Genomic DNA, 18,800 nt, shown 5'->3' on the forward strand with positions numbered 1-18,800 from the left:
GACATCCTTCCAGCGAGGAGCGATCCTCACAGGTCAGGCGTCAACCAAACTCGGGGCAGTCCCGTCGTCCCAGTCGTCGGGGATCTGGATTGGCCCCATCTTGAGTTCTGACATGGCCGGTACCTCCCTCTATGACGCGCCGAACCTGATTGCAGGCGCTGATGTCGGGACAAGCAACAGCATCCCGCCCGGATCGGACACGATCCGTCAACTCCTCGCGGACCGACGGCTTCGGTGCACCTAGACCGCGGACGTCGGCCGGGCCGTCAATAGGCGCCGGAGAGAGCGCACGGGCGGCGCCACGCTCATAGCCTGCGGGAATGGGCCTTCTCGATGGCTATCGGTTTGGCCGTTCGTCGCGTCCCGAGCGCGGCTTCTTCTCCGCTTCGTCGTCGAACGCGGCCCGCATGCGCAGGTCCTTGCGCGGGTCAGCCGGGGCGCAACACCCTGATGACGCCCGGATGCGGCCCGTCAGCCCGCCGTAGGCGAGCAAGGTCAGAACAGAAAGAAAGGCAACCAAGCCGACGACGGCCACGTGCGACACCTCAGGCGAGGGCGTAGCCGGCTTCTTCGACGGCCCCTCGGACAGCGGCCGGGTCGAGGGGAACAGCGCTGGTGACCTCGACCTTGCCGGTGCTGAGCTCGATGGCTACGTCCTCGACGCCGGGGATTCCCTTGAGCTCCTCGGTGACCGAGGCGACGCAGTGACCGCAGGTCATGCCAGTGACGGTGTAGGTGCTGGTGGTCATGGTCGATCGTTTCCTTCGATGTGTTCAGTAAGGCTTGGTCAGCAGGTCGGCTCGGCCTTGCTGTCGGATTTCGAGCAGGGTCAACGCGAAGACGACCAGGGCGAGGGCTGCCCACCGCATGCGCGGGTTCCAGTGGATCTGGAGGTTCAGCCATCGCCTGGCTATCAGGCCAACAGTCAGGCGCAGCGCGGCCGCCGCTGCCGCGAAGGTCGCGAGGATCCCGAGTGGGTTGTAGGTCCAGGCGGCGGCGAGCTTGCCTTGGGCGGTGAGGCGGGCGGCTCGCGTCCCGCCGCAGAGCGGGTCCATGATTCCCACCCGGTGTAGTGGGCCGTGGAGGTCGACTGGTGGAAGGCCGAAGCGCGCCATCATGGCCGCGAGCACAAGACCGGCAATACCGACCCAGGTGACCAGGCGCATCTCGTCGTGTCGGGACCACGCCAGATCCACCCGCGGGGGCGAGGAGGACGCCGTAGCCGCCACTGGTTCGCTCCTTGCTCATCGACACGCCGATTCGTTGCCGATCCCCGAATCTACTATGGTCAATAGTAGAGCAGGGCGTTGTTCCCACCTTGGTGGGTGCCCGGCTTCCCCGTTTTGGGCACCCACCATCCCCTCTTGCCCGGGCAGGGCCATGTTGCAGGGAGGCGGAAGGGACGTGCGTGGGACGGCATCGCCAAGCAGGTCACGACGAGAGCTTGCCGACGCACTACCCAGGCGCGGGCAAGCGCCGAAAAGCCACTGACAAGCCCGCCCGTGGCCGTCATCGGGCCGCCCCATCCGCCGGACTGCTGCAGTCTCTGCCCGCCGCCGGCCCAAAAGTCTTCGGCGCATTGGTTGTGGCTGGGGCAATCGGCGGAGGCGCTGCATTGGCGGCGCCGGATGATGCTCAGCCGCGCGCGGTCGGGGCCGACGTCAGCTCACCGGTCGCTGCGATCACGCCCGGGGCCGGCGCGATAGGGCAGCGGGAGCTGTCGGTGAGCCGGTCGACGAATCGTGAGGCTGCCGCCTCAGGCGATGCGGCCGTCCAGGCACAGCGGGCCCGACAGCGAGCGCTCCGCAAACAGCAGGCCGAAGCGCGCGCGTATGCGCGCCAACTCGACGCACGACGCTGGGTTCTCCCGGTGCGGGACTATCACCTGACGGGAACCTTCGGCGAGGCGAGTTCCTTGTGGAGCTCGACCCATACCGGCCTCGACTTCGCGACGACCTACGGAACAGACATCCACGCCGTTGCCGCAGGCACGATCACCGAGGCCGGTTGGGCCGGCTCCTACGGCTACCGCACCGTCGAGACGCTGACCGACGGGACTGAGATCTGGTACGCGCACCAGTCGAGGATCCTGGCCCAGGTGGGCGATCGCGTGGATCGCGACGAGGTCATCGGCGAGGTTGGGAGCACGGGCAACAGCACTGGCCCGCACGTTCACGTGGAGGTGCGGCCACACGGGGGCGATCCGGTCGACCCGCAGGTCGCGTTTCCGCAACACGACGTCACCCCGTAGCGGCTCCCAGAGATCAAACAACTATCTGGGATAGTTGATTGTGTGACTCGTGATGCAGGTGGTTCTGATGGTGCCCTCCCCCGTGCTGGTCGCCGACCGGTCATCAAGGGTGCGGTTGCGCTAGCCGCGTTCGGGACCGCCGGTGCCGCCGGTGTGCGGCTCACACTGGGTCAGGGCGCTTCCGGTACGGGGCGCGGCGGATTGGCGTTGTCCTCCCATATCCAACCGGGGATGGACACACTTGAGGTCCCGGTGGCGACCGCGGGCGTGCAGTCGGTGGGCCTGTCGCACTGGCGCTCCAACCCTTTGGATGCGAGCACGTTCACGATGATCGGGTTCGTGTGGGCGACGAATAGCTCGCAGGCACCGAGCGTTCGGGTCAGGACCCGGCGTGCGGGAACCTGGAGCAGTTGGTGGCCATTGCCTCCCGCGCATGAGGCAGCAGCAGCGGGCAGTACCACCGCGAGCGACCACACCGGAACCGAGCTTGTGTGGGTCGGCGTCTCGGACGGCGTCCAGTTCGACATCCGCGGAGTACTGGCACCACAGATGAGGCTGGTCCTGCTCTACCCCAAGCCCTTGCCGAGCGACGCGAACGTCCCAAGCGTCGGCCCCGCAGGCGCCTCGATCCCCTCCACCGTCCTCGAGGGGACCACCAACGCGACCGAGCGACTGAGGCCTTCGATCCTCTCCCGCGCCACCTGGGGCGCCGATGAGTCCTGGCGCGACAGCGCACCGCGCTACAACAGCGCCTTCCAGCAGGTACACGTCCACCACACCGCGAGCGTGAACGACTACACGGCCGCCGACGTTCCGGCGATCATTCGCGGCATGTACCGCTATCACACCCGCAACCTCGGCTGGTCGGACCTGGCCTACAACTTCGTCGTCGACCGCTTCGGCCGGGTCTGGGAAGGACGGGCTGGAGGCGTCGCCCGCCGGGTTCGCGGCGCACACACCTTGGGCTTCAACGCCACGTCGGCAGGCGTCGCGGTCATCGGTAACTTCGAGGTCGGCATCCCTGATCCGCGGATTCCGAACGCGGTCGCGGCGATCGCGGCCTGGAAACTCAGCCGATGGTCCGGAGATCCGCTGGCGCAGGCGCGAGTCGTCTCTGAGGGCAGCGACAAGTTCGCAGCCGGCCGATCCGTGGTCTTGCCCGTGATCGACGGGCATCGCGACACCAACGACACCGCGTGCCCGGGCAGCCACCTCTACGCCCTACTCCCCCAGATTCGGCAGCGCACCCGGGCGCTCATGGACGAGGCAGCCAAGACACTGCTCGCGGTGATCGACCCGGCGGGGGTGTCCGGAACCGCTGAGCTCGGCGGGGTCCTCACGGTGACCCCCGGACGCGTTGACGCTACGGACGCAACCTTCACCTACGCATGGATGCGTGATGGTACGGCGATCCCCGGTGCGACCAGCCCGACGTACACGTGTGCTCCAGCCGACTTCGGCAGGACCCTGTCTGTTTCGATCACCGCGTCGGCGCCGGGACGACTTCCCGTCACCCAGGTCGCACCGGTCGGAGGTCGGGTCACTGCCAGGCCGACGATTACCTTGACCACGAGAGTCCGCGGACGTCGCGTCGGAGTGAAGGTGGTGCTCATCGCACCGGCAGGCGTGCAGCGCGTGCCGTCGGGATCAGTGCGCATCCGGATCGCCGGGCGCCACGCGACCAAGTCCCTGGTCGACGGCGTAGCGGGCGTCCGCTCGCCACGGCTTCGCCCTGGCATGAAGTCCGTGGCGGTCGTCTACACCAGCGACAACGGGTACGAGACCGCTTCAGCGAGCACGACGGTCCAGATTCCGAAGTCGTGAGATTGCTGGCTGGTCGGCTTCCAAGGTGACTGTCGCCAGGTCCGACCCTCGCCATTGTCGTGGACCAGCGCGGCGTCCGCCTCAGGTGAGACTTCCTCCCACCAAGAAACTACTATGGTTGATAGTAGATACCCAGAGGAGGTCGGTCTGCCGTGAGCAGCATCAGGCGACGCGCCAAGAAGAGCGCCGTCGACAAGCAGTTGTCCAATTGGACCAAGCGTCGCGTCATCTCGTGGACGCTGTTTGCTTTGGCGGGGATCGTCGCCGTGCAGCACCTGCTCGCGCACGCTGGCTTCCGGCCCATCCCCATCTCGATGGGTGGGCAGGACATCCTGCTCGGCTACCCCATGGCCATCGGCATCGCGGTCGTTGGCGGCATCGCCATGGACCCGAACCCGCGGATCTGAGGTTAGTTGCGTGAGCGTTCTCGCGATACCGAGCCCTGCCCAAGGCGTGTGGCATCTCGGGGTTTTCCCTGTGCGCGCGTACGCACTGTGCATCATCACCGGCATCGTGGTGGCTGCCTGGCTGGCCGAGCGGCGCCTCGTGCGTCGCGGTGGCCCGCCGGGAGCGATCAGTGACATCGCCCTGTGGGCGGTGCCCTTCGGGATTCTCGGTGGCCGGCTCTATCACGTGCTTACCGACCCGGAGCTCTACTTCGGGGCGGGTCGGAATCCGTGGAACGCGTTCGCGGTCTGGAACGGCGGCCTGGGGATCTGGGGGGCGGTGGCACTCGGCGCAGTCGGTGCGTGGATCGGTGCGCACCGAGCCGGGGTCTCCTTCGCGCTCGTCGCTGAGGCTGTTGCTCCGACGCTCCCGATCGGGCAGGCCATCGGCCGGTGGGGAAACTGGTTCAACCAGGAGCTCTTCGGCCGGCCCACGAGCCTGCCCTGGGGACTGCAGATCTCGCCGTCTCACCGTCCGGTCGGATATGAGACGGTGACGACGTTCCAACCCACCTTCCTCTACGAATCGCTGTGGGATCTCGGGGTTGCTGCCCTCGTGTGGTGGGTGGGCACCCGGTTCAGGGTTGGCGGGTTCCGGCTCTTCGCCGTGTACGTCGCCGCGTACACCGTCGGCCGCGGCTGGATCGAATACCTGCGCATCGACAAGGTCAACCACATCTTCGGTCTGCGCCTCAACGACTGGACCAGCCTGCTGATCTTCGCCGCTGCGGTCACGTTCCTCGTGGTGACCAGGCCCAAGACGTCCACGGTGAGGCCTACGCAAGGCGCCGGTGCGATCAGTGACTGACCTCGATCAGTCACCTCCGCTCAGCACTCAGCCCGCTGAGCCGGCCGCTGTTCCTTCAGCGTTGTCGCCGCGGGAGCTCGGCCGCTGGGCGTGGCGTCAGCTCACCTCGATGCGCACCGCCCTGATTCTGTTGATGCTGCTGGGGCTCGCCTCGATCCCTGGCTCTCTCATCCCCCAAACCCGGGTGGACCCCAATGCTGTCGCCAACTGGCAGGCCGCTCACCCGGACCTGACCCGGATCTACACGAAGCTGGAGCTCTTCGGGGTCTACGGATCGGCCTGGTTCTCGGCGATCTACCTGTTGCTGATGGTGTCCCTGATCGGGTGCATCCTGCCACGGATCCGCGTCTACTGGCGTGCATTCGGCGCGCGGCCCCCGAGGGCACCCCGGAATCTGCTGCGACTGCCGGCCTCGATCTCGACCACGACGCAGCTCCCCGCCAAGGCAATTGCTGACCATGCCGCACAGCTGTTGCGGCGGGCCCGCTACCGGGTCGATGTGCTCGAGGAAGCCGACGGCGGATTCGCCGTCACCGCGCAACGCGGATACCTCCGCGAGGCCGGCAACCTGATGTTCCACGTCAGCTTGCTGGCCGTCTTGGTCGCCTTCGCGGCTGGCGACATGTTCGGCTACAAGGGTTCGGTCAACATCGTCACCGGCCAGACGTTCACCAACACGCGTGAGGCGTACGACGACTACGCGCCCGGCAGTCTCTTCAGCGCGAGCAGGCTCGCCGGGTTCAACCTCAAGCTCGACGATTTCAAGGTCGACTACCTGACGTCCGGACCTCAGCTCGGCCAACCGACCTCGTTCCGCGCCGACGTCACCTACGCGACCTCTGGCAGCAGCGCGTCGACGAGAGCTGCACTCGAAGTCAATCATCCGCTCAGCATCGACGGCACCGACATCTTCCTGATCGGCAACGGCTACGCACCGGAGATCACCGTGCGCGACGGCCACGGAAAGGTCGTCTACTCAGGGCCGACCGTCTTCTTGCCGACCAGCTCGACCTATGCCTCCTGGGGCGTGATCAAGGCACCCGACGCCTCACCGACGCAGCTGGGGTTCGAGGGCCAGTTCCTCCCCACCTACGCCACCGCGCCCGGAGTCGGCCCCTACTCGGCGTTCCCCAACGCTCTTGCCCCCACGCTGTCGCTGACGGCCTTCACCGGCGACCTTGGCCTGGGCTCCGGCGTCCCGCAGTCGGTGTACACCCTGACCAAGACCCACCTCACCCAGGTTCGCACCCGCGCGGGCAAGCCGCTCACGCTCACCCTCGCGCTCGGCCAGACACGAACGTTGCCCGGCGGCGTCGGATCCATCCGCTTCGACGGACTGCGCCGCTACGCGCGCCTGCAGATCGCTTCCTCACCAGCGTCTCCACTTGCGCTTGCAGCCGTCGTTCTCGCGCTTCTGGGCCTGATCGGTTCGCTGTACGTGCGACCCCGCCGGATCTGGATCCGAGCACGCACCAATGCCGACCACACCGAGCTCGAGATTGCCGGCCTGGATCAGCGCGACGGCCCCGGCCGAGGTATCGCACTGACCACGGCTCTTAAAGACATCACCTCCGAGCTCACCTCCGACGTCGCAAAGGCATCCGAATGAACGCCGTCCAGTACTCCCACTTCAGCAACACCGCGATCATGTCGGCAGCCATCGTCTACTGCCTCGCGATGACCGCCCACATCACCGAATGGGCCCTTACCCGGGTCCCTGCTGTTGAGCCGGCCCGCGACCGTGAGCTCGTCTCCGCCGCCGGCGCCCACTCCCCCACGGCGATCGCCGCCGAGCCGGTGCCTCAGTCCTACCGGAGGGACCTGGCTGGAAACCTCGGCGTCTCGCTGACCGTGGTCGCGTTCCTGCTCCACGTCGCTGGCGTCGTCTCGCGCGGGTTGGCCGCCGGCCGCGTGCCGTGGGGCAACATGTACGAATTCACGATCACCGGCACGGTCGTGGCCGTCGGCACCTACCTCGTATGGCTGCGATTCCAGCCGGTCAGGTGGCTGGGACTGGCGATGACAGGGTTCACGGTCGTGCTGCTGATGGTGGCCGTCCTTTTGCTCGATGTCCCGGCCGGTCCTCTCGTGCCGGCCTTGCAGTCCTACTGGCTCTACATCCACGTCACCGCGGCGATGATCGCGACCGGCGCTTTCACCGTCGGGGCACTGGTCACCCTGATGTATCTGATCCGAAGCCGTGCAGAGGCAACCGGACGGACCAAGGGCCTCGGGTCACGGCTGCCCGATGCGGACACCATCGACGCCCTCGCCTACCAGATCCACGCCTTCGCGTTCCCGGTGTGGACGTTTGCCGCGCTCATCGCGGGGCCGATCTGGGCGAAGTACGCGTGGGGTCGCTACTGGGGCTGGGACCCGAAGGAGGTGTGGGCGTTCATCACCTGGGTCGCATACGCCGCCTACCTCCACGCCAGGGCGACAGCTGGGTGGCGCGGCCGCAAGGCCGCCTACCTCGCACTGGCAGGCTTCGCGGCGCTCTGGTTCAACTTCATCGGCGTCAACTTCTTCCTCAGCGGCCTGCATTCCTACGCCGGAAAGTAGGAACTGCCGACGCGCCTGGCCGCACTGGATCGTCACGCCATCGATCGAGGACATCGCACCGGACGACTGGGGACGCCAGACCATGACCGGGTTCAACCCAGCAGGCAGATACCTTCCCAAGCCATCGCCAGCGCGGGTCCTGCCGCAAGCAGGAGCGGCACCACGATGGCAGCTCCGATTCCGAGAGTGCCGAAGGCGAGTGATCCGCGGCCCAGGCGTCGGCTGGGAGTCTCCAGGCGCAGCAGCCGAGTCTCGACGTCGAGCGCGCTCGCCGCGAGGGTGGCAGAGGGCGCCGGAAGGCATGCGAGCCGCAGGAGGGCATTGCGCAAGGCCCCGGCGTCGACGTGGTGGCGGGCACTGTCGTCAGCACTGAGCTCGGCGTAGAGGCGCACCTGCGGCATAGCTCGCCTGAAGACGGGGAAGAAGGGCGCAAGGGTCGAGAACAGCATTCGACAAGCTGCGATGGCCAGGTGGTGACGCTGGCGCAGGTGGGCGTGCTCGTGCGCGATGACAGCGTCGAGCTCAGCCTGGTCGAGCGTGGCCAAGAGGCCGCTGGTCACCACGATCCGGTGACGCCGGCCTCCGATGCAGAACGCGTACGGTGCGTCGTGGTCGACGACAAGGGCCCCTGGCAGCACGTCAGAGCGGCCGACGAGGTCGAGTGCGGCGACCCGCGCGGTCCGCTCTCGACGGTCGGCGGTGATCGTCCGCACGGCGCACCAGACGGAGCGCGCGAGCAAGGCAAGGAACAGCGTCAGCCCACCCAGGGCGGTCAGCGTGCCTCCGGGCGAGGCATATCCGTGGCGCAGGTTCTCGGCGCAGAGGTTGAACAATCCGGCCAGATCGGCGCTGACGTGCGGGAAGGAGATCGCCAAGGCGAGCCCTCCTGCCGCCAAGGAGAGCAGAACCGATGTGGCCAGGGCCTGCCACGCCGCGATGGCAAGGCGCGGAGCGCGCCCGGTCCAGCGCGCGTCGCGAAGCCAGCCAGCGGCGAGTGTTCCTGCGGTGAGCGCATAGGTCACCAGCAGGATGGCGCTAATCACCGAGCGCTCGCTTGAGTCGCTTGACCTCGGCCGGCGACATCTGGTCGAGGAACCTCAGCAGGGTGACCGAGGAGTCCCCGCTGCCGCTGAGAAGCTCATGCATCAGTTCAGCCGTGTGGGCCGAGCGGTCCTTGGTCGGCTGATAAGCGAAGGCGCGACCGGTCTTCTTGCGGGTGAGGAATCCCTTGCGGTGCAAGTTGTCCATCACCGTCAGCACGGTCGTATAAGCCAGGGGCGGGTCGCGATCGATCCGCTCGAGGACGTCTCGGACGGTCAAGGGTTCACCGGTGGACCAGAGGTGATCCATCACGACGGCTTCCAGGTCCCCGAACTGGCGCATGCCGGTCGACCTCCTTCTCATCGTTCGCTGGCGCTGGTCCGCGGCGCTCACATCAGAGGATCCCATCCGCCTGCGGTCTGTCGGTAAACGTCGGCCCGGTCCCCGGCCAGGGCCGCGACGAGGAGATCTCCGTCTGAAGTGTAGGAGGCAGCAGAGGTTCCTTCGGGAACCGAGAGCGCGGTCCAGGTCGCTCCCCCGTCGCTGCTCTGCTGAGCTCCGTCCATTCCGATCGCGACCAGATTCGTCCCGCTTGGATCTACCGCGACTGCCATCGACCCCATCGCGCTGCCCAGCGGGCTCCAGGTTCGACCGCCGTCGACGGTCTTGACGGCGCCTTGCTGCATCGAGGGCGCGATCGCGACGTCGGGGTTGGCAGGGTCGATCCAGATTGATCCCATGAAGTCCTGGCCCGCGGCTCCTCGTTTGGTGAAGGTCTTCGCGCCGTCGGTGGACACGATGGTTCCGGCCTCGGGTGATGCCAGATAGACCGTGGCGCCGCGTGCGCCGAGAGCGTGGACGTCTGAGACGGGGAGGTTGGGCACGGCGGAGAACGTCGAGCCGCCGTCGGTCGAGGCGTAGAGCCCGGCGTGGCCTCCGGCGAGCAACGTCGATCCACTTTGCGCCCAGCCCATGACGTCCTTGTTGCCCAGGGAGGCGATCTGTGTCCACCCTCCGGCGCTGAGCCGGTAGCCGGCGCCGCCGTGTCCGCCAACGAACACTCGGTCTCCCAGCTGTTCCACGGCGTGAAGGTCGCCTCCCACGACCGGACCCGTCCCGCTCGCGGACTCCGACCGGCGGTTGGCGTAGGTCCCGATGATGATGACGGCCAGCAGTACGACGAAGGCGGGGATGACGAACCGCCGCGCTCGCGGGGAAAGGCCGAAGAGTCGATTGTCGGCCGAGGTGCTCATTGCGTGGTGGTCCTTCGCTGACCCCGATTCGATGATGGCGGGGTCTACCCATCTACTATCAACTACCGACGATAGTAGATGGGCGGATGGTTGAACGAGACACTCCGGAAGGTGCGCACCGGGATCGTGCTGCTGATCATCGTGTCGGTGGTCGGCGTCGGCTGGTGGCAGGTCCGGCACCTGAAGGCGACCGCTGGCAACGATGGCACCAGCGCGGGAGTCGGGCTGACCTTGTACCAGGGGGATGCTGGCATCGCGCTGCCGAGGATCAGCGGAAAGACGGTGGAGGGGAAGTCGCTCGACCTCGCCGACCTTCGTGGGCACGTGCTGGTCCTCAATGTGTGGGGCTCTTGGTGTGCACCCTGTCGGGCGGAGGCTCCGGACTTGGCGGCGATCTCGGCCGAGACCGCGGCGCGCGGGGTGCGGTTCGCTGGTATCGACGTACGCGACAACCCCGCGGCGGCCCGCGCCTTTGCGAGCAACTTCGGCATCACCTATCCCAGCTTCGATGACCAGAACGGCCTCGTTCTGGCGCAGTTCACTGGCATCATCCCCGTCAGCGCGGTCCCCTCGACCCTCGTGGTCGACCGCAACGGCATCATCCGAGCCCGCGTCGTCGGCCAGGTCGACGACAGCACGTTGCGCGGACTCATCGAGGACGCGGAGAAGGTGTCGTGATCCACGCCCTTTCGGTGGGCACGACGGTGGCCTACGGGCCGCTGCTGGCCGCGCTGCCGATCGCGATGCTGGCCGGCTTGGTCTCGTTCCTCAGCCCATGCTGCTTGCCGCTGGTACCCGGCTACCTCGCCTATGTGAGCGGCGCGGCAGGCGCCGACGCGACCGCACAGGCTGTCCCGACTCGCCGATCCACGGCCGTGGTTGGCACCGGACTCTTCGTCCTCGGGTTCGCCGCCGTCTTCACCAGTTACGGCCTGTTCTTCGGTGCATTGGGCAGCACGCTGGTTCGGCACCAGGACGTGATCCTCCGCATCCTGGGTGCGCTGACGATCGTGCTGGGTTTGAGCTTCTCCGGGCTGGTGGGCACCGTTCCGTGGCTCTCGCGGACGTTCAAACTGACCTACCAGCCGCGGGTCGGCCTCGCGGGCGCCCCACTTCTGGGCGTCATGTTCGGCGTCGGCTGGACACCGTGCATCGGCCCGACGCTGGCTGCCGTCCTCTCGCTGGCCACGACGACCGGGACCGCGAGTCGTGGTGCCGCGCTGTCGTTCGCCTATAGCGTCGGCCTTGGCATTCCATTCTTGCTCGCAGCGCTGGGGATCAGTCGCGCCTTCCGGGTTTTCGCGTTCGCTCGGCGACACGCGCTGGCGGTCATGCGGATCGGGGGCGGGTTCCTGGTCGTGCTTGGGCTCCTGGAGGTCACCGGCGTGTGGGGAGCCTGGCTGGCCAGTCTGCGCACCCTTATCGGCACTTGGCAGCCACCGCTATGACCGGCCGCGTCGTGGTGTGGTTGATCCGGCATCCTCTGAGCGCCGTCCTGCTGGCGTTGGCGCTGTTCGCGGTCCTCGGCTTCGGGCTGTCGAATGCCTTCTCCGGCCATGCTCCGGCGCCGGCACCGACCAGCCCGGTGGTGATTGCAGGCACGGCCAAGTCGACTCTGCCGACACCAACTCAGTTCCCGCCCAAGGATCGCGTCGAGGAGGCTCATCGTGCGTTGCACGCGATGGGCCGCGGCTGCAAGGTGCCGATCTCGACGCGAGACCCCGACTCGGTTCGCGGCCCGGTCGAGAGGATGGAGCGATTCGCCCGCGATTTCCCCAACGGCGGCTTCACCATCGACGGCGAGCCAGGAACCACCCTGTCCCTGCTGGTCGTGCTGCGCTACGAACTGCAGAGTTGCGACCCATCGCTGGTACCGGGTGTGGAGGCCTTGCTGCCTGAGCGGTTCCGGGACCCGAGCTAAGGATCAGGGCCGCAAGCCGGCGAGCACGACCCGGACGAGACCGGATCGGGGACGTGCGGGGTCGTCGGCGGCCGCCAGCGCGTAGAGGCAGTACCTCGCCAGCTCGGCGGGGGGAACATCGCTACGGACGGCTCCGGCCTGGGCAGCGCTGGCGAGCAGTTCGGTGAAAAGATCCAGCACCTGCTGTTCGGCCTGCGCCAGGTGGGCACCCTGATGCAGGAGGGTCGCGAGCTCGCCCCCACGCGGTTCGCCTCCGGCGATCGTGGCGTAGCAGGTCAACACGGCCGTCAATCGCTCGACGGGGTCACCGATGCCGTCCGCGGCCTGGCGTAGTTGCGTGACATGGGAGTGGATCTTGTCGGCGTGCCACTCGACCAGGATCGAGTCGACGTCGGAGAAGTAGCGGTACAGGGTCGCCCTGGAGATCTCGACCCGATCGGCGATCCGCGACATGGACACGCCGGTGGCACCGTGCTCGTGAACCAGGGACCACGTCGCGTTCTTGATGGCGTCACGCACGGCGTGGCGATGGGTGGCGACCGACTCACCCCAAGACTTCGACATGCCACCTACTCTACAGATAGTCAGGTGATGCGACACTCTGTATCGTTGAGTTCGTAGTGTTTCATCGCCCGGGTTCGGATGTCATAGGAGGAGGAACGATGCTTCGGTCGACCGCCAGGATCGACACGGTTCGTGGTGAGCGTTATCGCGACCAGTTGGCCCGTCATGGCGCCGGCATGCTCCGCAAGGCCCGTGAGGAGGGCGGTGCGGGTATGCCGCCGATCCGGGAAACGTCGACCGTCGAGGGGGCGGTGGTCCTGGACCTTGCCTGGGGGCGGTGCACCGTGAGGGCTGAGCCAGACGCCCTCGTCCTGGTCGCGGAAGCGGCAACGGCTGCTGACCTGGAGCGGATCCAGGCAGGGGTCGGTAGCCGCGTCACACGAATCGGACGCCGTGATGGACTGACGGCGACCTGGTCCGCAGTCGAGGGCGACCCGGCGTCCGAAGTCGACTCTCCGCCGGCGCGGCACGGGTCGATCATCGGAGGAACCGCGATCGCGGTGATCCTCGCCATGGTCATCGTGGTTCACCTCGGGTTGGGCGCCGCCCTACTGCGCGCTCACTGGGCCTGGTGGGCACTGCTCGCCCTCGGGATCGTCGTGGTCGCGAAGCTCGTTGTCGTACGACACTTCACTGGCCGCTTCCTTGGGCATCGCATCGGCGGGCATCTGCCCGCTGGTCGGAAGCGCCGGTAGTCCTGCTGGTCAGCGTCGGCGCGCGTGAACCTCCGGATCGGAGGCGAAGAGCCGCGCGCATTCGAGCGAGCAGAACCAGAATTCGTCGTCGTGGTAGCGCAGATGTCCTGCGGCAGCGGCCTGGTCGACCCACATCCGGCAGACGGGGTCGACGCTACCTGCTCGAGCTTGCGGGCCGATCCCGATCTCGAACAGTTCCTGGTGTTCTGAGACGTTGCGCAGTGCCACCAAGCCGATTCTGGTCACTGCGTGGCCGAGCTCGCGGGCCGCGTCTGCAACTTCTCGGGTTACGAGTGTCTGACCGCCGGCGGCCTGGCCGGCAACGCGGGCGGCCAGATTGACCGCCGCGCCGAACATGTCGCCTTCGCGCTGGACGGCGGGGCCGTGGTGGAGTCCGGCCCTGGCCAATGGGAAGCCGTCGAGTTCGGCTGTGGCTGTCAGAAGCCGGTCGACCAGCGTGATGGCCGCACGCGGATGCGTGGAGGCCAACAGCACGGCGTCGCCGATGGGTTTGATCAACCGATCCCCATCGGCAAGGTGGGTACGCGCGAGGGTGGCGAACTGGACGGCTAGGTCGGCGGCCAGTTCGTCGCCGTGCGTCTCGGTCAGCGCCGTGTATCCGGCCAGGTCGACCATCGCGAACGTCCACGCGGTCATCAGCGGTGGCCTTTCGGTGCTGCGAGCGGGAGGGTGAGCACGAACGAGGACCCAGTTCCCGGCCCGCCACTGGTGGCCTCAAGAGTGCCGCCGTGGGCTTCGGCGATGGCCCTGCTGATGGTGAGGCCGATGCCCGAACCCTGCTGCTCGCGGTCACGGGCCGTGTCGCCTCGGTAGAAGCGTTCGAAGACATGAGGCAGTTGCTCGGAGCTGATCCCGTCGCCGCTGTCGGTCACGGTTATCGCAACCTCCGCGCCGTCGGTTTGCCAGGCCAGGGTGACTCTTCCGGCCGCCGGGGTGTGGCGGAGGGCGTTCCCGAGCACGTTGGTCAGCACCTGTGCGATCCGTGCCTCGTCCACCGTGAGGACTGTTGGCGGCCCGGGCGTCACTTCCAGTTCGACTCCCTTGGCTTCGAAGGCGTAGCGGTGGGCGCGGAGCACGGCCTCGATGACGTCGGCCACCGTGGTCGTTGAGGGTTCGACGTTGAGGCGTCCTTCTTCGGCGCGGGAGACGGCGTCGATGTCCTGGGCCAGGCGTGCGAGCCGGGCGACCTGGTCGACCAAGACGGTTCGGGTTGCGTCGTCCCATTCCCGCACGCCGTCCTCGAGTCCTTCGAGGTGGGCGTTGAGCGTGGCGACCGGGGTGCGCAGCTCGTGAGCGAGATCGGACAGAAGGCGGCGGCGCGTGTCCTCGGTGTGGGCGAGCTTGGCGGCCATGGTGTTGAACGCGGTGGCGAGGGTGTCGAGTTCGGGTCCGGCTCCCTCGGCGGCGACACGGGTGCCGTAGGTGCCGCTGGAGACTTCTTTGGCGGCGCGGGTCAAGTCGGTGAGGGGTTTTTGGAATCGGCGGGTGAGGTACCAGCTGACGAGGAGGGCGAGCGCCAATGCTGTGAGGACGGCCAGACCCAATGAGATGGCGCTGGCGGTGCGGTAGGCCTCTTCGACGTGCATGCGTTCGGATGGGTCGGGGGTGTGGTCGGCCTTGAGCATGTGTTCGTGGAACAGCGGCGGTCCGACGAGTGCGGCGATCAGGGCAGCGGTAGCGATGGCAGCCACGAGCACCAAGGTCTGGGCCAGGAGCAGCCGGGTGCCGATGCTCAAGGCCGGACGTCTCATCGTGGAGTTCCGTCGCTGGCCGGCTCAGCGATGAATCGGTATCCGACACCGCGAACCGTGCCGACGAAGCGCGGTGCGGTCGCGTCATCGCTGATCTTGCGCCGCAGATGCGTGATGTGCACATCGACGATGTGCTCGTCTCCGCCCCAGCCCTCTCCCCAGACCGCGTCGACCAGCTGGCGGCGCGTGAAGACCCGACGCGGGGATTCGGCCAGTGTCGCGAGCAGGTCGAACTCCGTGCGGGTCAGAGCTACGTCGCGTTCATCGACCCAGACCTCGCGCGTGCCCTTGCTGAGACGCATCGCCCCGAACTGGGATTCGTCCAGCGGTGACGCCACAGTGGCGAGTTTGCTCGCTCGGGGCCTTCGCAGGGCAGACTGGATGCGGGCGATGAGCTCGCGGGGAGAGAACGGCTTGGTGATGTAGTCGTCGGCTCCTACGCCGAGGCCGATGAGTTTGTCGATCTCGTCGTCGCGGGCGGTGACCATGATGACGTAGCAGTCGGAGAAGGTCCGGATCTCGCGGCACACCTCCACCCCGTCCAAGCCGGGGAGGCCGAGATCGAGCACGACCAGGTCGGGGTCGATCTCACGTGCCGCCGCGACTCCATCGGGTCCGGTGTGGACCTGGATCGCGTCATATCCCGCCTTGGCCAGATAGTCCGCGACGATCTGAGCCAGCGGCTTCTCGTCCTCGACGACCAGCACCGGTGTCGCGTGTTCAGGTGGGCTCATGACAGCAGTCTTCCGTGGGCGCTCTTCGTGGGCGTCGTCTGCGTGCTCGCAGCGGGGTCAGCCAAGCTGCTCGCTGTTGAGCCGCAGCGCGTTGGTGATGACGCTGACCGAGGACAGTGCCATCGCTGCTGCGGCGATGATCGGTGAGAGAAGCAGGCCGGTGAACGGATACAGGACGCCGGCGGCGATCGGGATGCCCGCGACGTTGTAGACGAACGCGAACATCAGGTTCTGCCGGATATTGCGCATCGTCAACGCTGAGAGCCGGCGGGCGCGAGCGATGCCCATCAAGTCACCGTTCAGGAGAGTGACCCCGGCGGACTCCATGGCGACATCGGTGCCCGAGCTCATCGCCAGGCCGACGTCGGCTGCCGCCAGCGCTGGGGCGTCGTTGACACCGTCGCCGGCCATCGCCACAACCTTGCCCTGCGATTGGAGCCTCACGACGACTTCGGCCTTCCGGTCCGGTAGGACGCCGGCCTCGACCTGGTCGATCCCCAGGGTGCGGGCGACGGCCTCGGCGGTGGTGCGGTTGTCGCCGGTCAGCATCACGACCGCGACGCCTTGGTCGCGCAGGTCCTTCACTGCCGCGGGCGTGGTCGGTTTGACGGGGTCGGCGATGGCGATCACGGCCTGGACCTGATCTGCGACCGCGATGAAGATCGCCGTGGCCCCGCTGGAGCGGAGCTCTTCGGCGCTGGCCGCGAGCGGCCCGGCGTCGACGTACTGGCTGGCGAGGAACTCGGCGCTGCCCAGCCGGACCTTGCGACCGTCGACAGTGCCGGAGACGCCGCGCCCAACCGGTGAGTCGAAGTCGGTGACCTCAGGCAGGACCAGGTCGCGGGATTCGGCTGCTTCGACGACGGCTCGCGCCAGCGGGTGCTCGGAGGCACGCTCGACTGCTGCTGCCATGCGCAGGACGTCGTCCTCGGAGGCCCCGGCGGACGGTGCCAGCACGATGCGCGTCACCGCCGGTCGGCCCTCGGTCAACGTGCCGGTCTTGTCGACGACCACCGTGTCGACCTTCTCCATGCGCTCCAACGCCTCGGCATTCTTGATCAGGACACCATGGGCGGCTCCTCGGCCGACGCCGACCTTGATGCTGATCGGTGTCGCCAAGCCCAGCGCACAGGGACAAGCGATAATCAGCACCGCGACGGCGACGATCAGGCCGTGGGCGAACCGCGGGTCAGGGCCGACGAGGAACCAGACCATGAATGCCACCAGTGCGACCCCGATGACGGCGGGCACGAAGATGCCGGCGACCTTGTCCGCCATCCGCTGAATCGGCGCCCGGGAACGTTGCGCTTCGGCGACGAGGGCAACGATGCGCGAGAGCATCGTGTCCTTCCCGACGCGCTGGGCCTCGATGACCAGCGCGCCAGTGGTGTTGATCGTCCCGCCGATCACCGTGTCGCCGGCCTGCTTGGTAACCGGCATCGACTCGCCCGTCACCAGGGACTCGTCCAAGGCAGAGCGGCCCTCGAGGACCGAGCCGTCGGTCGGGACCTTCTCGCCGGGCCGAACCCGCAGCCGATCACCGGGCTGGACCTCGTCGAGCCCGACCTCGGCCTCGGTGCCGTCGTCGGCGATCCGGCGTGCGGTGGTCGGGGTCAGGTCCAGCAAGGCCCGGATCGCACCGGAGGTCTGCTCCCGCGCACGGAGCTCGAGGACTTGACCGAGCAGAACCAGCACCGTGATCACGGCGGCTGCTTCGAAGTAGACGTCCACGGCGCCGCCGGACATGCCGTCGGCCATGTCCTTGCGGAAGGAGGCCGGAAAGGCTCCGGGGGCGAGGGTCGCGACGACGCTGTAGGTCCAGGCTGTCCCGGTGCCCATCGCGATCAGCGTGAACATGTTGAGGTTGCGGGTGCGCAGCGAGGCCCAGCCCCGCACGAAGAACGGCCACCCTGCCCACAGAACGACCGGTGTCGCGAGCACCAGTTGGACCCAGTTCGAGGTCTGCGCACCCATCAGGTCATCGATGAAACTGAAGAGGTGACCACCCATCTCCAACACGAGCACCGGAACACTCAAGGCGAGACCGATCCAGAACCGGCGGGTCATGTCCCGCATCTCGGGGCTTGGGCCGTCGTCAAGTGTCACCGTCACCGGCTCGAGCGCCATCCCGCAGATCGGGCAGGCCCCGGGACCGGGGCGGCGGATCTCTGGATGCATCGGACAGGTCCACTCGGTGGAGGCTCCCGCAGACCCGTCCGAGGGCCCGCCGGTTGCCGGCTCTGCATCGAGAGTCCTCGTGGTCTGTCTCGGAGTCTGTGTCGGATCAGTCGTCCCGTGAGCACCGTCGACCGAGAGCGGCTGCGCCTGGGCGGTCCCCGCATGGTGATGCGCCTGATCGTCGTGCGCGTGCGGCGTCGAGAGTGCCGTAGCGACGTAGTCGGCCGGGTTGGCGACGAACTTGGCCCTGCAGCCGGGTGAGCAGAAGTAGAACGTCTGGCCCTCATGAGTCACGTAGTGGGTCGCGGTGGTCGGATCGACACTCATCCCGCACACAGGGTCTTTGACGACCGCCGCCGCTCCTGGGTGTTCCTCACCGGCATGCGCATGGCTGCTCATGGAGCCCATCCTGTCCGCCCGCACAGCCGGGGAGAAGTCGACCGCAACCCCTACGGACGGTCTTAGCGAAACCTTCATCGTTTCCGCGGTGGAACCTCAATCTCATCCCGCCACGCTGGGGTTCGTGATGATGGGTTCGAGTGCCATGTGGCTGTGGATGATCCTCGGCTTGGCCGCGCTGTGGGTTCTGGTGGCGTGCGCCATTCGGTGCACGATCGGCCCCCACCGTTCCAAGACCGACCCGGATCCGATCAAGGTCCTCGATGCACGGCTGGCTCGCGGCGAGATCACCTCCGAGGAGTACCGCCGCGTCCGCGATCATCTCGCGACCGGACACTGACCGAGATCATTG

General features: G+C 67.4%; 22 protein-coding genes. 11 read left to right on the forward strand and 11 right to left on the reverse strand.

What is annotated here, in order from left to right; all coding sequences use genetic code 11:
• Positions 1-337 precede the first annotated feature (337 nt).
• Genes ABD671_RS19045 through ABD671_RS19055 form a run of 3 tightly spaced genes read right to left on the reverse strand, consistent with a single transcriptional unit; the run spans position 338 to position 1,166 of the window.
• Positions 338-535, reverse strand: coding sequence for a hypothetical protein (locus tag ABD671_RS19045; RefSeq protein ID WP_344735048.1), 198 nt, complete (start codon positions 533-535; stop codon positions 338-340).
• Positions 536-545: 10 nt separating this feature from the next.
• On the reverse strand, positions 546-749 hold the full coding sequence (locus ABD671_RS19050) for a heavy-metal-associated domain-containing protein (RefSeq protein ID WP_344735050.1): 204 nt from the start codon (positions 747-749) through the stop codon (positions 546-548).
• 24 nt (positions 750-773) lie between these two features.
• Positions 774-1,166, reverse strand: a complete 393-nt coding sequence (locus ABD671_RS19055; RefSeq protein ID WP_344735051.1) for a DUF2752 domain-containing protein — start codon at positions 1,164-1,166, stop codon at positions 774-776.
• A 278-nt stretch (positions 1,167-1,444) separates the two neighbouring features.
• On the opposite strand from ABD671_RS19055, the gene ABD671_RS19060 reads away from it, so the two are divergent.
• The 6 genes from ABD671_RS19060 to ccsB all read left to right on the forward strand — a co-directional run bounded on the left by ABD671_RS19060 (position 1,445) and on the right by ccsB (position 7,891).
• Entirely contained in the window at positions 1,445-2,251 is an 807-nt protein-coding gene (locus tag ABD671_RS19060) for a M23 family metallopeptidase (RefSeq protein WP_344735052.1), read from the forward strand.
• Positions 2,252-2,482: 231 nt separating this feature from the next.
• A complete protein-coding gene (locus ABD671_RS19065) occupies positions 2,483-4,075 on the forward strand; it encodes an N-acetylmuramoyl-L-alanine amidase (RefSeq protein WP_344735053.1) in 1,593 nt (530 codons plus the stop codon).
• Between the two features lie 152 nt (positions 4,076-4,227).
• Positions 4,228-4,482: a hypothetical protein gene (locus ABD671_RS19070; protein ID WP_344735054.1), complete on the forward strand. Its 255-nt coding sequence runs from the start codon at positions 4,228-4,230 to the stop codon at positions 4,480-4,482.
• Positions 4,483-4,492: 10 nt separating this feature from the next.
• Positions 4,493-5,329, forward strand: coding sequence for a prolipoprotein diacylglyceryl transferase (gene lgt, locus ABD671_RS19075; RefSeq protein WP_344735055.1), 837 nt, complete (start codon positions 4,493-4,495; stop codon positions 5,327-5,329).
• A gap of 109 nt (positions 5,330-5,438) precedes the next feature.
• The gene (gene resB / locus ABD671_RS19080) at positions 5,439-6,938 is read left to right on the forward strand and encodes a cytochrome c biogenesis protein ResB (RefSeq protein ID WP_344735056.1); all 1,500 of its coding nucleotides are present in this window, start codon (positions 5,439-5,441) and stop codon (positions 6,936-6,938) included.
• Positions 6,935-7,891 carry a c-type cytochrome biogenesis protein CcsB gene (ccsB, locus tag ABD671_RS19085; protein WP_344735057.1) on the forward strand — a complete coding sequence of 319 codons (957 nt, stop codon included), beginning with the start codon at positions 6,935-6,937 and terminating at the stop codon, positions 7,889-7,891. Before resB ends, ccsB begins: the two co-directional genes overlap by 4 nt.
• Positions 7,892-7,983: 92 nt before the next feature.
• Here the strand turns inward: ccsB and ABD671_RS19090 are convergent, their stop codons facing one another.
• From ABD671_RS19090 to ABD671_RS19100, 3 genes are read right to left on the reverse strand one after another with little or no spacing between them, the layout of a single operon-like run.
• Positions 7,984-8,934, reverse strand: a complete 951-nt coding sequence (locus tag ABD671_RS19090; RefSeq protein WP_344735058.1) for a M56 family metallopeptidase — start codon at positions 8,932-8,934, stop codon at positions 7,984-7,986.
• Entirely contained in the window at positions 8,927-9,274 is a 348-nt protein-coding gene (locus ABD671_RS19095; protein WP_344735059.1) for a BlaI/MecI/CopY family transcriptional regulator, read from the reverse strand. The genes ABD671_RS19090 and ABD671_RS19095 overlap by 8 nt, the downstream gene beginning before the upstream one ends.
• 47 nt (positions 9,275-9,321) lie before the next feature.
• A complete protein-coding gene (locus ABD671_RS19100) occupies positions 9,322-10,185 on the reverse strand; it encodes a WD40/YVTN/BNR-like repeat-containing protein (protein WP_344735060.1) in 864 nt (287 codons plus the stop codon).
• 111 nt (positions 10,186-10,296) lie between these two features.
• Between ABD671_RS19100 and ABD671_RS19105 the strand changes: the two genes are divergently transcribed.
• From ABD671_RS19105 to ABD671_RS19115, 3 genes are read left to right on the forward strand one after another with little or no spacing between them, the layout of a single operon-like run.
• Positions 10,297-10,863, forward strand: coding sequence for a TlpA family protein disulfide reductase (locus ABD671_RS19105; RefSeq protein WP_344735061.1), 567 nt, complete (start codon positions 10,297-10,299; stop codon positions 10,861-10,863).
• Complete coding sequence (locus tag ABD671_RS19110) at positions 10,860-11,633, forward strand: cytochrome c biogenesis CcdA family protein (protein ID WP_344735062.1); 774 nt, start codon at positions 10,860-10,862, stop codon at positions 11,631-11,633. Before ABD671_RS19105 ends, ABD671_RS19110 begins: the two co-directional genes overlap by 4 nt.
• Positions 11,630-12,106 (forward strand): hypothetical protein, encoded by a 477-nt coding sequence (locus ABD671_RS19115; RefSeq protein ID WP_344735063.1) that lies wholly within the window; start codon positions 11,630-11,632, stop codon positions 12,104-12,106. Before ABD671_RS19110 ends, ABD671_RS19115 begins: the two co-directional genes overlap by 4 nt.
• Positions 12,107-12,109: 3 nt before the next feature.
• Here ABD671_RS19115 and ABD671_RS19120 read toward each other — a convergent pair whose 3' ends face one another.
• Positions 12,110-12,625, reverse strand: coding sequence for a TetR/AcrR family transcriptional regulator (locus ABD671_RS19120; protein ID WP_344735064.1), 516 nt, complete (start codon positions 12,623-12,625; stop codon positions 12,110-12,112).
• A 143-nt stretch (positions 12,626-12,768) separates the two neighbouring features.
• Between ABD671_RS19120 and ABD671_RS19125 the strand changes: the two genes are divergently transcribed.
• Positions 12,769-13,365, forward strand: coding sequence for a DUF2218 domain-containing protein (locus tag ABD671_RS19125; protein WP_344735065.1), 597 nt, complete (start codon positions 12,769-12,771; stop codon positions 13,363-13,365).
• 9 nt (positions 13,366-13,374) lie between these two features.
• On the opposite strand, the gene ABD671_RS19130 is transcribed toward ABD671_RS19125, so the two are convergent.
• Genes ABD671_RS19130 through ABD671_RS19145 form a run of 4 tightly spaced genes read right to left on the reverse strand, consistent with a single transcriptional unit; the run spans position 13,375 to position 18,448 of the window.
• Positions 13,375-14,022, reverse strand: a complete 648-nt coding sequence (locus ABD671_RS19130) for an adenylate/guanylate cyclase domain-containing protein (protein WP_344735066.1) — start codon at positions 14,020-14,022, stop codon at positions 13,375-13,377.
• Positions 14,022-15,122: a HAMP domain-containing sensor histidine kinase gene (locus ABD671_RS19135; protein ID WP_344735067.1), complete on the reverse strand. Its 1,101-nt coding sequence runs from the start codon at positions 15,120-15,122 to the stop codon at positions 14,022-14,024. Before ABD671_RS19135 ends, ABD671_RS19130 begins: the two co-directional genes overlap by 1 nt.
• Positions 15,123-15,133: 11 nt before the next feature.
• Positions 15,134-15,871: a response regulator transcription factor gene (locus ABD671_RS19140; protein ID WP_344735068.1), complete on the reverse strand. Its 738-nt coding sequence runs from the start codon at positions 15,869-15,871 to the stop codon at positions 15,134-15,136.
• Between the two features lie 57 nt (positions 15,872-15,928).
• Positions 15,929-18,448 carry a heavy metal translocating P-type ATPase gene (locus ABD671_RS19145; protein WP_344735069.1) on the reverse strand — a complete coding sequence of 840 codons (2,520 nt, stop codon included), beginning with the start codon at positions 18,446-18,448 and terminating at the stop codon, positions 15,929-15,931.
• Here ABD671_RS19145 and ABD671_RS19150 point away from each other — a divergent pair.
• The gene (locus ABD671_RS19150; protein ID WP_344735070.1) at positions 18,447-18,788 is read left to right on the forward strand and encodes an SHOCT domain-containing protein; all 342 of its coding nucleotides are present in this window, start codon (positions 18,447-18,449) and stop codon (positions 18,786-18,788) included. The two genes, ABD671_RS19145 and ABD671_RS19150, sit on opposite strands and share 2 nt — an antisense overlap.
• Positions 18,789-18,800 lie beyond the last annotated feature (12 nt).

The sequence above is a fragment of the Nocardioides fonticola genome (assembly GCF_039536805.1).
In the GTDB taxonomy this organism is placed as follows: domain Bacteria; phylum Actinomycetota; class Actinomycetes; order Propionibacteriales; family Nocardioidaceae; genus Nocardioides; species Nocardioides fonticola.

Bases quoted from the DNA above. Each gene is read 5' to 3' on its own strand.
- ABD671_RS19050 (WP_344735050.1), bottom strand. From the start codon at position 749: ATGACCACCAGCACCTACACCGTCACTGGCATGACCTGCGGTCACTGC.
- ABD671_RS19055 (WP_344735051.1), bottom strand. From the start codon at position 1,166: ATGCGCCTGGTCACCTGGGTCGGTATTGCCGGTCTTGTGCTCGCGGCC.
- ABD671_RS19065 (WP_344735053.1), top strand. From the start codon at position 2,483: ATGGACACACTTGAGGTCCCGGTGGCGACCGCGGGCGTGCAGTCGGTG.
- resB (WP_344735056.1), top strand. From the start codon at position 5,439: ATGCGCACCGCCCTGATTCTGTTGATGCTGCTGGGGCTCGCCTCGATC.
- ccsB (WP_344735057.1), top strand. From the start codon at position 6,935: ATGAACGCCGTCCAGTACTCCCACTTCAGCAACACCGCGATCATGTCG.
- ABD671_RS19095 (WP_344735059.1), bottom strand. From the start codon at position 9,274: ATGCGCCAGTTCGGGGACCTGGAAGCCGTCGTGATGGATCACCTCTGG.
- ABD671_RS19100 (WP_344735060.1), bottom strand. From the start codon at position 10,185: ATGAGCACCTCGGCCGACAATCGACTCTTCGGCCTTTCCCCGCGAGCG.
- ABD671_RS19115 (WP_344735063.1), top strand. From the start codon at position 11,630: ATGACCGGCCGCGTCGTGGTGTGGTTGATCCGGCATCCTCTGAGCGCC.
- ABD671_RS19125 (WP_344735065.1), top strand. From the start codon at position 12,769: ATGCTTCGGTCGACCGCCAGGATCGACACGGTTCGTGGTGAGCGTTAT.
- ABD671_RS19130 (WP_344735066.1), bottom strand. From the start codon at position 14,022: ATGACCGCGTGGACGTTCGCGATGGTCGACCTGGCCGGATACACGGCG.
- ABD671_RS19140 (WP_344735068.1), bottom strand. From the start codon at position 15,871: ATGAGCCCACCTGAACACGCGACACCGGTGCTGGTCGTCGAGGACGAG.
- ABD671_RS19150 (WP_344735070.1), top strand. From the start codon at position 18,447: ATGGAGCCCATCCTGTCCGCCCGCACAGCCGGGGAGAAGTCGACCGCA.
- ABD671_RS19145 (WP_344735069.1), bottom strand. From the start codon at position 18,448: ATGAGCAGCCATGCGCATGCCGGTGAGGAACACCCAGGAGCGGCGGCG.